Annotated in this window: 12 protein-coding genes; 5 read left to right on the forward strand and 7 right to left on the reverse strand. The window is 61.1% G+C overall.

The window, feature by feature from the left end; all coding sequences use genetic code 11:
* The first annotated feature begins 112 nt into the window (after positions 1-112).
* The 4 genes from SA496_RS07145 to SA496_RS07160 all read left to right on the forward strand — a co-directional run bounded on the left by SA496_RS07145 (position 113) and on the right by SA496_RS07160 (position 3,841).
* The gene (locus SA496_RS07145; protein WP_120651864.1) at positions 113-1,471 is read left to right on the forward strand and encodes an 8-oxoguanine deaminase; all 1,359 of its coding nucleotides are present in this window, start codon (positions 113-115) and stop codon (positions 1,469-1,471) included.
* Between the two features lie 66 nt (positions 1,472-1,537).
* On the forward strand, positions 1,538-2,356 hold the full coding sequence (locus SA496_RS07150; RefSeq protein WP_153917089.1) for a substrate-binding periplasmic protein: 819 nt from the start codon (positions 1,538-1,540) through the stop codon (positions 2,354-2,356).
* Between the two features lie 235 nt (positions 2,357-2,591).
* Positions 2,592-2,909 carry a hypothetical protein gene (locus SA496_RS07155; protein WP_153917087.1) on the forward strand — a complete coding sequence of 106 codons (318 nt, stop codon included), beginning with the start codon at positions 2,592-2,594 and terminating at the stop codon, positions 2,907-2,909.
* 122 nt (positions 2,910-3,031) lie between these two features.
* Positions 3,032-3,841, forward strand: coding sequence for an outer membrane protein OmpK (locus SA496_RS07160; protein WP_120651861.1), 810 nt, complete (start codon positions 3,032-3,034; stop codon positions 3,839-3,841).
* 251 nt (positions 3,842-4,092) lie between these two features.
* Here SA496_RS07160 and SA496_RS07165 read toward each other — a convergent pair whose 3' ends face one another.
* The 6 genes from SA496_RS07165 to puuE form a co-directional block, all read right to left on the reverse strand.
* Positions 4,093-4,944, reverse strand: a complete 852-nt coding sequence (locus SA496_RS07165; RefSeq protein WP_330115207.1) for a nucleoside-binding protein — start codon at positions 4,942-4,944, stop codon at positions 4,093-4,095.
* 167 nt (positions 4,945-5,111) lie between these two features.
* Positions 5,112-6,458: a nucleobase:cation symporter-2 family protein gene (locus SA496_RS07170; RefSeq protein WP_120651859.1), complete on the reverse strand. Its 1,347-nt coding sequence runs from the start codon at positions 6,456-6,458 to the stop codon at positions 5,112-5,114.
* Positions 6,459-6,697: 239 nt separating this feature from the next.
* Positions 6,698-7,975 (reverse strand): urate hydroxylase PuuD, encoded by a 1,278-nt coding sequence (locus tag SA496_RS07175; RefSeq protein WP_120651858.1) that lies wholly within the window; start codon positions 7,973-7,975, stop codon positions 6,698-6,700.
* Positions 7,976-8,028: 53 nt separating this feature from the next.
* Entirely contained in the window at positions 8,029-8,532 is a 504-nt protein-coding gene (locus SA496_RS07180; RefSeq protein WP_120651857.1) for an ureidoglycolate lyase, read from the reverse strand.
* A gap of 161 nt (positions 8,533-8,693) precedes the next feature.
* Positions 8,694-9,209, reverse strand: a complete 516-nt coding sequence (uraD, locus tag SA496_RS07185; RefSeq protein ID WP_120651856.1) for a 2-oxo-4-hydroxy-4-carboxy-5-ureidoimidazoline decarboxylase — start codon at positions 9,207-9,209, stop codon at positions 8,694-8,696.
* A complete protein-coding gene (gene puuE / locus SA496_RS07190) occupies positions 9,206-10,135 on the reverse strand; it encodes an allantoinase PuuE (protein ID WP_280357722.1) in 930 nt (309 codons plus the stop codon). The genes uraD and puuE overlap by 4 nt, the downstream gene beginning before the upstream one ends.
* Positions 10,136-10,560: 425 nt before the next feature.
* Between puuE and uraH the strand changes: the two genes are divergently transcribed.
* The gene (gene uraH, locus SA496_RS07195) at positions 10,561-10,914 is read left to right on the forward strand and encodes a hydroxyisourate hydrolase (protein ID WP_120655236.1); all 354 of its coding nucleotides are present in this window, start codon (positions 10,561-10,563) and stop codon (positions 10,912-10,914) included.
* A 563-nt stretch (positions 10,915-11,477) separates the two neighbouring features.
* Here the strand turns inward: uraH and SA496_RS07200 are convergent.
* Positions 11,478-12,827, reverse strand: a complete 1,350-nt coding sequence (locus SA496_RS07200) for an NCS2 family permease (RefSeq protein WP_120651854.1) — start codon at positions 12,825-12,827, stop codon at positions 11,478-11,480.
* Positions 12,828-13,260 lie beyond the last annotated feature (433 nt).

Below are 13,260 nucleotides of genomic sequence, written 5' to 3' on the forward strand. Positions count from 1 at the left end.
CCCTTTCCCAAGCTCCAAGCTTTATGTACGCCGCGCGTAGGGTGCGCCGTGCGCACCGAAACCCCTCTGTCCGTATAACGGTGCGCATGGCGCACCCTACAAGGAGAGCCGAATGGCAAAGACACTCTTGATCAAGAACGCCGACCTGCTGGTGACCATGGATGGCCAGCGCCGGGAAATCCGGCAGGGCGGGATGTTCATCGAGGACAACCGCATCGTGCAGGTCGGGCCGAGCAGCGAACTGCCGCAGTCCGCCGACGAAGTGCTGGATATGAAGGGCAAGATCGTCATTCCCGGCCTGGTCAACACGCACCACCACATGTACCAGAGCCTGACTCGTGTGGTACCGGCAGCTCAGGATGGCGAGCTGTTCAACTGGCTGACCAACCTCTATCCGATCTGGGCGCGACTGACCCCGGAAATGATCGGCGTTTCTACCCAGACCGCCATGGCCGAGCTGATTCTTTCCGGCTGCACCACCTCCAGCGACCATCTCTATATCTACCCCAACGGCTGCAAGCTGGATGACAGCATCCACGCCGCCGGGGAGATCGGCATGCGCTTCCACGCGGCTCGCGGCAGCATGAGCGTCGGTCGCAGCCAGGGCGGTTTGCCGCCGGACTCCGTGGTGGAGAAGGAAGCGGACATCCTCAAGGAGTCCCAACGCCTGATCGAGGATTACCACGACGCCTCCCACGGCTCGATGTTGCGGGTCGTGGTGGCGCCGTGCTCGCCATTCTCCGTGAGCCGCGACCTGATGCGTGAAGCCGCCGTGCTGGCACGCCACTACGGTGTCTCGCTGCACACCCACCTGGCCGAGAACGTCAACGACATCGCCTACAGCCGCGAGAAGTTCGGTATGACTCCGGCCGAGTACGCCGAGGATCTGGGCTGGGTTGGTCACGACGTTTGGCACGCCCACTGCGTGCAGCTGGACGAACACGGCATCGAGTTGTTCGCGCGGACCGGTACCGGCGTTGCCCACTGCCCCTGCTCGAACATGCGCCTGGCCTCCGGTATCGCCCCGGTGCGCCGTATGCGTGATGCCGGCGTGCCGGTTGGTCTGGGTGTGGACGGTTCCGCCTCCAACGACGGTGCCAGCATGATCGGCGAGGTACGTCAGGCCCTGCTGCTGCAGCGGGTCGGTTTCGGTCCGGACGCCATGACTGCGCGCGAGGCCCTGGAAATCGCCACCCTGGGTGGCGCGAAAGTGCTCAACCGAGATGACATCGGTGCCCTGGCGCCGGGCATGGCGGCCGACTTCGTCGCCTTCGACCTCAATCACATCGCCTATGCAGGCGCGCTCCACGATCCGCTGGCGGCGCTCGTGTTCTGCACCCCGACCCATGTGTCCACCAGTGTGATCAACGGCAAGGTGGTCGTGCGTGATGGCCAGGTGGTGACCGTGGACCTGCCGCGCGTATTGGAGCGCCACAACGAACTGGCGCGCCAACTGGTGCTCGGCGAGTAACCCACAACCGGGAGCGGGCCATCCCGCTCCTGTCTTTCCCGCGCAATGGAAAACAAGGAGGAGGTCATGAAACCTCGGGTTTTCGGCTGGCTGGCTGCCGGCCTTCTGTCCGCGAATGGCGCCCTGGCGCAGACCTACGTGATCGGGGTCGAGCAGCAGTCCTTCCAACCCCACTACTGGGTCAGCGACCAGGGTGAGTACCAGGGCTTTGCCCGCGACTTGCTGGATCTGTTCGCGCGCAGTGCCGGGCTGGATATCCAGTATCAGGCGCTGCCGGTCAATCAACTCACCAAGCATTTGCTCAATGGCAGCATCGATCTGAAGTACCCCGACAACCCCAACTGGGCGGGCGATCTGAAGAACGGCAAGAGCATCAGCTACAGCCAGCCAGTGGTGGAGTACGTGGACGGTGTTCTGGTTGCGCCCAAACGCCAGGGGCAGGGTGTGGACCATCTGGCCAGGCTGGCGGTGGTGGACGGCTGGACGCCCTGGACCTATCAGGACCGCATAGGCGCGGGGCAGACCCAGGTGGTTCGCAGTACGGACCTGGGGCAGATGATCAAGCAGGCCATGAAGCAGGAAGCTGACGGTGCCTATTACAACGTGGTGGTGGCCACCTACTACCTGGACAACATACGTGCCCGACCCGGGGCATTGGTGTTCGACCCGAAACTTCCCCATACCCGCGGCACGTTCAATCTCTCCAGTCTCAAGTACCCGGAACTGATCGCACGCTTCGATCGCTTTCTCGCAGAGCACCGCCAGGAAGTGGATGCACTCAAGGCCCGCTATCAGGTGGAAGCCAACCTGGACTCCGAATACCTCGGGATGGAGCAGTGGAAGATCGATTTCCTGAAGCGCCAGAAAGAGAAGGGAAACCCCTGACGCCTTCCGAACCGGAAGCACCATTCCAGAGGCGCTCCGTGTCTTCTGCGCGAAGATCGCCTGAAATTTTGTACACAATTCTGAAAGAAACTGTTGTTTGAGATGTTCACAGAGTGTATATAATTCGGAAAACCTGACCGCCAGATCAGCTTTTCCTGATGAAGCAACTGCATGAGGGGGCTCACCGCCACCCTGTAAGCCCACGACCGACAAAAACAATAGGCAGGCTTTACCCATGAGTTCATTCGACCTCCGCGAGGTTCGCTACAACCTCAGATGCGGTCCCGACCGCCAGCCGCAGGCGTGGCGATCCCGTTTTTCAAGTCCACACCCTTTGCTTGCGCATCCGTCCGCTATCAGTGCCCTGGCAGCTGACCTTGGCAGCCTGTTCGGCGTCGGCCAGTCGCCCACGTATGCGGGCGTAGACGAACTCGCACTCCTGTCCTCGATTGCCGAGGCCAGACGGAACTCCCTGGACGTAGCCAAACAGCGCAACGCTGAAGACAGCCCGTCCGGCATCGCCCGCCAATACCGCCTCGGCCTGATCGGCTGACGCACGGCGCGCGCAACTCCCTCCAATCCCGAACCTGCCTGCAGCCTGCCCGGAAACCGGGGCGGGCTACGGGTGGGTGCGGGGCGGAAAAACCTGAAACCCACTAAAACAAGGGAAAAACCATGAATGCCAAGTATCTGCCGCACTGCCTCGCCCTCTCGACCGGCCTGCTCGGGGGCGGCCAGGCTATCGCCGGTGACCTTCTGTTCTGGCAGAACAACAGCCTGACCTACCTCTACGGTCAGAACTTCAAGGTCAATCCGGAAATCCAGCAAACCGTCACCTTCGAGCACGCGGATGGCTGGAAGTACGGCGATAACTTCTTCTTCGTGGACAAGATCTTCTACAACGGCGAAAAGGATGCGCAGGTGGGTGACAACACCTACTACGGCGAATTCCAGCCGCGCCTTTCCCTTGGCAAGATCTTCGATCAGAAGATCCAGTTCGGTCCTGTAACCGACGTACTGCTCGCCATGACCTACGAGTTCGGCGAAGGCGATGTCGAGTCCTACCTGATCGGCCCAGGCTTCGACCTCGCCATTCCCGGCTTCGATTACTTCCAGGTCAACTTCTACAACCGCACCACCGATGGCAGCCGTCCCGGCGACAACGTCTGGCAGATCACTCCGGTCTGGAGCTACACCATTCCGGTGGGCAACTCCGACATCCTGATCGACGGTTTCATGGACTGGGTCGTGGACAACGACGAAAACAGCCGCGGCACTTACCACGCGAACCTGCACTTCAATCCGCAGGTGAAATACGACCTGGGCAAGGCCATGGGCTGGGGTGAGAAGCAGCTGTACGTCGGTTTCGAGTACGACTACTGGAAGGACAAGTACGGTATCGACAACGACAGCTTCCTGGGTGACGTCATCCTCGATGGCACCGACCAGAACACCGCCAGCCTGCTGGTCAAGGCGCACTTCTGATTCACCGGGAAAAAGACCGGGGGAGGCGCAATGCGCCATCCCCGCGGTTGAAAGGGGAGGAGAGCCAATCCATGGCACAAGCCTTTCGCAGCAGTGTGGGAGCCGGATCGATCGCGATGCGGGTCTGCGGATTTCCCGGTGTAACGGACCGGGAGCCGCTGTACAGCCCGTCGCGAATCAACTGGCCCTCACGGCGACTGGCCTCCCTCCGGGTCGCAAAGGGGATTGAACGCCTTACGGCGAGACTCGGTTCAGAAGGTGAATTCCAGATTCACCGTCGGCGTCGAGGTGCGGCTGCCACGCCCACCGTCGACGCCGAACTTGTTGTGCCAATACTCGTAGCCGACACCCAGCCACAGGTTCGGCTTGCGCTTGGCGCCGGGCATCGCGGCGACCATGAGCGAGGTACGCATAAGGGTCTCCGGGGCCGTGTCCTTGTCGAAGTAGTCTTCGCCCTTTTCGCCGACGTAGTTGACGAATCCCTGGAACTTGGCGTCGTGGTCGCCGAGCTGGAAAGGCTTGAGCCAGGTCAGGTTGACCATGTAGGTGGCGTCGAAAGTGTGGTCAGGATGCTTGGCGCTGGGGATGCCCGAGTGGTTCTTCTCGCGGTAGTACATCAGGCTCAGGTCGAGAACGGCGGCGCCGTTGAACTTGAGCGTCGGGCCGAACACCAGGGCTCGCTTATTGGCCGAGGCCAGGTTGTTGTTGCGGTTGGCGTCGAAGCCGAAGGTGAAGGCGTAGTCCTTGATCAGACCCGTGCCCAGCGGCTGGTCGAACACCCGTGAAGCGTATAGCTGGTGACGATAAACCGCGTAGACCTCACTGCCGCCATGATCAGTGCCTTTGCGCGGGTCGCGGCTGTCGGAGAGAAACACATCCAGGTTGAAGAAGTTGCTGCCGTATTTGTAACCATCGGCGTGGGTAAAGCTGTAGATGCGTTTGGCGAACTTGTTCGGGTTGTTCGGGTTGGTGAACTGCTGGCCATAGCGGAAACCAACGCTGTTGTTCATCCATTCGAAGATCTTGCCGTCCTCGGCGGCGAAGCCGGTCTGGCCAGTGGCCAACAAGGCGGCGCCAAGCGCCAGGCTGGTGTAACGACGCATTCGGGTACTCCTTCTTTTTGTTGTTGAGCTGAAAGCGGAAAAGACCTGTCCTTAACGGCAGCGCGCGAACGCGGCCGTCACCGGGGTTAGGGTTAAAAGAGCCCGCCGGGTAGGCGGGCTTTGGAGTTCCGGCTGCACCTCATGGGGACAGCCGGATGGGAGCAAATTCAGTGCGCAGCGCAGTGCCGGCTACGTTCCTTTTCACCCAGGATGTTGAACAGCAGGTTCAGGGTGAGGGCACTGACAGTGGCCATGGCGATGCCGCTGTGCGTGATGGGCTCCATCCAGTGGGGAAGTTGGGCGAAGAGCTCGGGGCGTACCACCGGTGCCATGCCCATGCCCATGCTCACCGCGACGAGCAGTTGGTTTCTCCGGTCGCTGATGTCCGCCTCGTGAAGGATCTTGATGCCGGTAGCGGCCACCATGCCGAACATCGCCAGACCGGCACCACCCAGTACCGCAGGCGGGATCGATGCGACCAGGAAGGCGGCTTTCGGCAGCAGGCTGAGGCCGATCAGGAAGGCACCGGCGGCGACCGTCACGTAGCGACTGCGTACACCCGTCATCTGCACCAGGCCGATGTTCTGGGCGAACGAAGAATGGGTGAAGGTGTTGAAGAAGCCCGCCAGGAAGGAGGCGCCGGCGTCGCACATCAGGCCACGGCGCAGGGCATTGGGACAGACTTCGCGACCGGTGATCTTGCCCAGGGCCAGGAACATGCCGGTGGACTCGACGAAGATGATCACCACCACCAGACACATCGACAGCACTGAGGCCAGCTCGAACTTCGGCATGCCGAAGTGCATGGGTTCCACGAGCTGGAACCAGGGCGTTTCCTCCAGCCCGTTCAGGTCGACCATCCCGCAGGCGCCGGCAAGGGCATAACCCAGGGCCATGCCGATCAGTACCGAGACATTGACCCAGAAGCCCTTGAGGAAACGGTTTACCAGCAGGATCGTCCCCAGCACCAGAGCGGCGATGGAGAGGTATTCCAGGGCACCGAAATGGGTTGCCGCGTTACCGCCGCCGGCCCAGTTGACTGCTACCGGGAAGAGCGTGAGGCCGATGGAGGTGATCACGGTGCCGGTCACCAGGGGCGGAAAGAAACGCACGATGCGTGACATGAAGGGGGCGAGCAGCAGGCCGAAGAAACCCGCAGCGATGGTGGCACCGAAAATCCCCTGGATACCGACGCCGGGCATTCCGGCCATCACCACCATGCTGCCGACGGCAGCGAAGCTGGCGCCCATCATCACCGGCATGCGGATACCGACCGGGCCGATGCCGATGGACTGGACGATGGTGGCGATACCGGCGACCAGCAGGTCGGCGTTGATCAGGAAGGCGATTTCTTCACGGGAGAGACCGGCGGCCTGGCCGACGATCAGGGGCACGGCAACGGCGCCACCGTACATAAGCAGGACATGCTGGAAGCCGACAAGCAGCAATTGCATCAGGGGCAGGCGCTGGTCAGCGGGCGAAAGGGCGATTTCTCGCTCTGTCGGAGTGGTCATGCAACACCTCGGGCGCTTTTGTTCTTGTAAGTCGCTTGGCAATGCCGCGCCTCGTGGGGGCGGCCTGCCGGGGTATTCATGTTGCAAGCCGGGAGGGTGACTCCCGGCCGGGGTCGTGCGGGTACTGCGAGGAAGAAAAAAAGCCCGCCTGGGGGCAGGCTTGAAAGCGGGTAAAGCTTGGGACATCACCCGCCGTGGTCGTGCGCGAGGTCCCGGGTTATCAGGAGCCTCGCCGTTGCTCAGTTGGTCTTGGCGCCCTGGGCGATCCAGCGGCCGATCAAGTCACGCTCTTCCTGGGTCATCTGAGTGATGTTGCCCAGCGGCATGATCTGGCTGGCGACTGCCTGAGCCTGGATCTTCGGTGCGAGCATCTGGATCTGTTGCGGGGTGTCGAGCATCACGCCGCCCGGCGCCGAGGTGAACATCGGGCTGCTGGGCTTGGCGGAGTGGCAGACGGCGCAACGTTCCTGGATCACGCTGTGGACCTTGCCGAAGTCATTGCCGGTAGTGCTGGCCTGGGCCGGTTTTTCAGCCGGTTGTGCAGGAGCGGCGGCGGTGCTGGTGGTGGGAGCGGCTTGTTCCTGATGAGCCGGCTCAACAGCCAGGCTCGGTTCGGCGGCCTTGTAGTTCGGCGCGGTGACGAACGCCAGGCAGATCATGCCCAGGGCACCGGCCGGCAGGGTCCAGGCGAACTTGTTGCTGTCGTGGCGGGTGTTGAAGTAGTGGCGCACCAGTACCGCGATCACCGCGATCCCGGCCAGGATCAGCCAGTTGTACTGGCTGCCGTAGGTGCTCGGGAAGTGGTTGCTGATCATGATGAACAGCACCGGCAGGGTGAAGTAGTTGTTGTGGCGCGAACGCAACAGGCCCTTGGCCGGCAGGACCGGGTCCGGGGTGCGGTTTTCTTCGATGGCCTTAACCAGGGCGCGCTGTGCCGGCATGATGATGCGGAACACGTTGCCGACCATGATGGTGCCGATCAGGGCGCCGACATGGATGTAGGAACCACGGCCGCTGAACACATGGGTGAAGCCCCAGGCAGCGCCGATCACCAGTAGGAACAGGACGAGGCCGAGCAGGGCAGGGGTCTTGCCCAGCGGCGAGTCGCAGAGGAAGTCGTAGATGAACCAGCCAGCGATCAGCGAGCCGATGCCGATGGCGACGGCGGCAGCCGGGGCGATGTCCACGCCGGGTGCGATCAGGTACAGGGTCGGGTTCATATAGAACACCACGGTCAGCAGGGCGACGCCCGACAACCAGGTGAAATAGGCTTCCCATTTGAACCAGTGCAGGTTGTCCGGCATTTTCGGCGGAGCGAGCTTGTATTTCTCCAGGTGGTAGATGCCGCCACCGTGGATGGCCCAGAGGTCACCCGACAGACCGTCGCGCGGATTGGCGCGATTCAGGTTGTTCTCCAGCCAGACGAAATAGAAGGATGCGCCGATCCAGGCGATACCGGTGATCATGTGAACCCAGCGAATGCTCAGGTTCAGCCATTCGGTCAAATGTGCTTCCACAGTGTTTACCTCTTTTCCCGCTGACCAGCACGCCGATCATTGGGCTTCTCTTATTAGTGGTGGGGGTCGAGGAGGAGCTGCTCGTCCTCAGTGAAGAAATGCTCATCGCAGTTGTTGCCAGAACCGCTGCGATCAACCACCAGGAAGTCATCCCGCTTTTCGATCGTCAGCACCGGGTGGTGCCAGACGCCGCGATGGTAATTAACGCCCTGCCTGCCATTGGAGAGGAAGGCACGGACCAAACCCGGTACAGGTACATCGCCAAGTGGCGCGACCACGACCAGAAAGGAGTTGCCGAGCAGCGGAATGAAGGCCTGGCTGCCCTGCGGATGTCGTTCCAGCATGCGGATGCGCAGAGGCATCTCAAGGGATTCGGCACTGAAGATGCTGATGATTGCCTTGTCTTCCGGCTGGGCGGTTTCGACCGTCGCCAGCTTGTGATAACGGCGGGTGGAGCCGTTGTTGATCATGAAGTACTCGCTGCCATCGGTTTCGATCACATCTCCGAACGGGGCGAAGGCTTCTTTGGTCAGGGGCTCGATCTTCAGGGTTCGCATGGCTGTTCTACTTGTTCGTTGCTGGTTCCCATCCCCCGAGAGGGAGGGGCCGGTAGGGGAGGTAGTGATTCCATCCTCCCCCCTGGCTCTCCTCTGCGGCGGAGAGCCGATGGGCGGGCCGTGGCCTGCCCGGTCTTGAATAGGGGCGGTGCGACTGCGGCTTACATTTGCTGCAGGCGGAACAGCGCGATCTTGTTGATCTCGGCCAGCGCCCTGGAGAATTCGGCTTCGGGAGAGTTGTGGATTCGCTCCTCGAAGGCCGCCAGGATCTGGTGCCGATTGCTGCCTTTCACCGCCATGATGAAAGGAAACCCGAACTTGGCCTTGTAGGCGTCGTTCAGCTCGGTGAAGCGTGCGAACTCTTCAGCCGTGCATTCGTGGATTCCGGCACCGGCCTGTTCGCTGGTGCTGGCTTCGGTCAGCTCGCCTCGGACCGCTGCCTTGCCGGCCAGGTCCGGGTGAGCGTTGATCAGCGCCAGCTGGGCTTCATGGCTGGCACTGAGCAACAGGTCGGCCATGCGCTGGTGCAGGCCATCGATTTCGTTGATGCGGTCGTCCCGGCCGAGGTCGAAGGCTTTCTCGGCGACCCAGGGCGAGTGCTCATAGATGTCGGCGAAGGCTTCTACGAAGGCATCGCGGGACAGGCTGGATGGAGTCAGGGTCTGGAAGCGGCTCATTTCGCTTGCTCTTTGAAAGGGTGGGTGGCGTGCCAGTGGCGTGCGATGTCGGCGCGGCGGGCGAACCAGACTTGATCGAAGCCTTTCACGTAGTCGATGAAGCGTGCCAGGGACGCGAGGCGCGCCGGACGGCCCAGCAGGCGGCAGTGCATGCCGATGGACAGCATCTTCGGCGCGCCGGCGGCACCTTCTGCGTAGAGCACGTCGAAGGCATCCTTGAGGTATTCGAAGAAGTCATCGCCCTTGTTGAAACCCTGCACCTGGGTGAATCGCATGTCGTTGGTGTCCAGGGTGTAGGGAATGACCAGGTGCGGTTTTTCCGCGGTGCTGGCGGCGTCCCAGTAGGGCAGGTCGTCGTCGTAGGTGTCGGAGTCGTAGAGGAAGCCGCCTTCCTCCATCACCAGGCGACGGGTGTTCGGGCCAGTGCGGCCGGTGTACCAGCCTACCGGGCGTTCACCGGTCAGTTCGGTGAGAATGCGGATGGCCTCGAGCATGTGCTCGCGCTCCTGGGCCTCGTCCATGTACTGGTAGTCGATCCAGCGATAGCCGTGGCTGCAGATCTCGTGGCCGGCCTCGACCATGGCGCGGATCACATCCGGATGACGCTGGGCAGCCATCGCCACGGCGAAGATGGTCAGCGGGATGTCGTGTTTCTTGAACAGGTTAAGCAGGCGCCAGACGCCAGCGCGGCTGCCGTACTCGTAGAGGGATTCCATGCTCATGTTGCGCACGCCCTGCAACGGTTGGGCTGCCACCATTTCGGACAGGAAGGCTTCGGATTCCTTGTCGCCATGGAGCACGTTGCGCTCACCGCCTTCTTCGTAGTTGAGAACGAAGGACAGGGCGATGCGGGCTTCGCCAGGCCAGTGCGGATGGGGTGGGTTGTTGCCGTAACCGATCAGGTCGCGTGGGTACTCAGCGCTCACTGCAGTCTTCCTTCTCGTCTGTTGAATCGATCAGCGACAGCCCGGGAAAATGGTGCGCGACCGTGGATGGGGTGATTGTATACAAACTGTCATGCGTTTTGTAAATCAAAAATTCGCTGAATTCGTCAACCGGGGTGGTAGCAAGAAACCTGCCCATATGGTCAGGTGTCGAGGAGCAAAGGCCCGGAGGACGGTGGCTACATGAAAATCCCCTGCTAGCGCGGATCGGCAATGGTTGATCCGAATTTGATGTTATTATTGTGTACAATTTTTTTGATTTATGTCTTACATTCTGTGGGGCGCATGTTATTCTGCGCACCGTACAGGGGCCTAGGCCCCTGACCACGCACCTATATGAACAAACAGAGGAGGTGTGGCGTTCCGATCGCGGCCAGAGCAACGGCCCGGTGGACGCCCAGCGAGCAATGGGACGTTTGACCACGCATGTACTGGATGCCGCCCACGGCTGCCCTGGCCGTGACATCAAGATCGAGCTCTACCGCGTCGAGAGCGCAGGCCTGGAGCTGGTTGCCACTACCACTACCAACGATGATGGCCGCTGCGACGCGCCCCTGCTGCAGGGTGCCGATTACCAGAGCGGCGTCTACCAGATCCATTTTCACGCTGGCGACTATTACCGCGCCCGTGGCGTGAAGCTGGCCGAGCCGGCTTTCCTGGATGTGGTCGTCCTGCGCTTCGGCATTTCCTCCGAGCAGGATCACTACCACGTCCCGCTGCTGATCTCCCCCTATAGCTACTCCACCTACCGCGGTAGCTAGTTCACCTTTCTCGTTACCCTCGACTCACTGGAGTCTTTACGGCCCGTTCACACTGCGGGCCTTTTTTATGCCTGCAAGAAACTGCGGCGTAAAAAAAAGCCCGGCACAAGGCCGGGCTTAAGCGCATCACGGGGAGATGCGCAAGGGAGCAATAAACGACAAGACAGAAGCGGTGAGCCAGCCCCGAAGGGGGCTGCGTAGGTGCATGGGCGAATGTCGGATCAGGGAAGAGTCTAGGCGGCAACTGGCATGTTGTTGGCCAGTGGTCGTAAATCGCTTCGCTCCGTCGCCGTCAGACAACGCGGCGGTCCCGCGTCGAGCTCTGGAAGCCAGCACTCCGGGATGGCGCTGCATGAGTCCCCTTTGGTCGCGCTATCGATTGCCCTGCAGGAGCGCGCTCGTCATACACGGCTCGCGCTCGAACTGTTCGCGAGCAGAGCTCGCTCCTACGGGAAGTATCGGGGGGGAGCGAGTAGGGTAGCTGGCACATGACTGCGCCTTCTCTATACAAATGAAAAGGCCCTGGCGCAGAGCGACAGGGCCTGGTGAAGCGGTGCCTGTGATTACAGGAAGATGAACTTGGCCACGAAGATGGCGCACAGCGCATACAGGCTCACCGACACATCCTTGTACTTGCCGGTGAAGGCCTTCATTGCCACGTAGGTCACGAAGCCCAGGGCGATGCCGTCGGCGACCGAGAAGGTCAGCGGCATCATGATCACAGTGACGATGGCCGGGATGGTCTCGGTGTGTTCCTTCCAGTCGATGTGGGCCATGCCGCCCATCATCAGCATCGCAACGTAGATCAGGGCACCCGCGGTGGCGTAGGCGGGGATCATGCCGGCCAGGGGCGCGAAGAACATGGCGGCGACGAACAGGATGCCCACTGTCACGGCGGTCAGGCCGGTGCGGCCACCAGCGGCCACGCCTGCGGCACTTTCCACGTAGCTGGTCACCGGCGGCACACCGAGCACGCCACCGAACACGCTGGAGGCACTGTCCGCCTTCATGGCCCGGGAGAGGTTCTCGATGCGCCCGTCTTCCTGCACCAGGTTGGCACGTTGGGCCACACCCATCAGGGTGCCGGCGGTGTCGAACATGTGTACGAAGAGGAAGGCGAGGATCACGCTCACCATGGTCACATTGAACGCGCCGGTGATGTCCATGGCCATGAAGGTCGGGGCCAGGCTCGGGGGCATGGAGAACACGCCGCCGAACTTGACGATGCCCAGGCCAACACCGATCAGGGTAACGGTGAGGATGCTGATCAGGATGCCGCCGAACACGCGGCGGTACTCCAGTACGGCGATCATCAGGAAGCAGATGGCGGCCAGCAGCGGACCGGGGGAGGTCAGGTCGCCGATGTGCACCAGGGTCGCCGGATGGGCGACGACGATGCCGGCAGTCTTCAGGCCGATCAGCCCGAGGAACAGGCCGACACCCGCGCCCATGGCAAATCGCAGGCTGCTCGGAATGCTGTTCAGCAGCCATTCACGAATGCGCGAGAAGGTCAGGATCATGAACAGCACGCCGGAGAGGAACACCGCCCCGAGGGCGATTTGCCAGCTGTAGCCCATGGTGTTGACGACGGTGTAGGTGAAGAAGGCGTTCAGGCCCATGCCCGGGGCGAGGCCTACCGGCCAGTTGGCATAGAGGCCCATGAGGAGGCAACCGAAGGCTGCGGCAAGGCAGGTGGCAACGAAGGCTGCGCCATGATCGATCCCGGCATCGGCCATGATGTTCGGGTTGACGAAAATGATGTAGGCCATGGTGATGAAGGTGGTCAGTCCGGCAGCCAGTTCGGTCTTCACGGTGGTGCCGTGAAGGCTGAGCTTGAATAGACGTTCAAGCAGACCGTTGGCGGGCGGTGTTGCGGCGTACGTTCCTTGTTCTTGTTGTTTGATGCTTTCCACAGCGTGGTACTCCTCATCTCTTTTGTTTTGTTCACCCAGAGCCTGGAGTTGGCTCCGGACTAACTGAGGCGGATGGCGTGAGTGGTGCACTTCCTCCAATACTTGACCGCTGGGTCAGGAAGTCACGGCGCGATTATGCCTTTGTATACAAAAAAAACAAATAATGTTTTCAATGTTCGAAAAAACGCACCAATCCGTAAAGCTGACTCATTGGTTAGGTTTTGTTGCGACAATTTGCAGCCTAACGAACTACTCAAGTCGTTTAAAAACAAAGAGTTATGAGAATTTGCGAATGAGGGATGGCTGCCTGACGATGGCGTCGAAAGCACGAAATGGCACCGTGCGAGACGCGCTTATGACAAAAAAATGTAGGGAAACCGCTGTATTGAGGCTCTAGCCGATCCTCGACACGCAAATCGAGAACTGCTGGAAA

Origin of the sequence: Pseudomonas sp. JS3066 (assembly GCF_036328175.1) — a bacterium.
GTDB lineage: Bacteria > Pseudomonadota > Gammaproteobacteria > Pseudomonadales > Pseudomonadaceae > Metapseudomonas.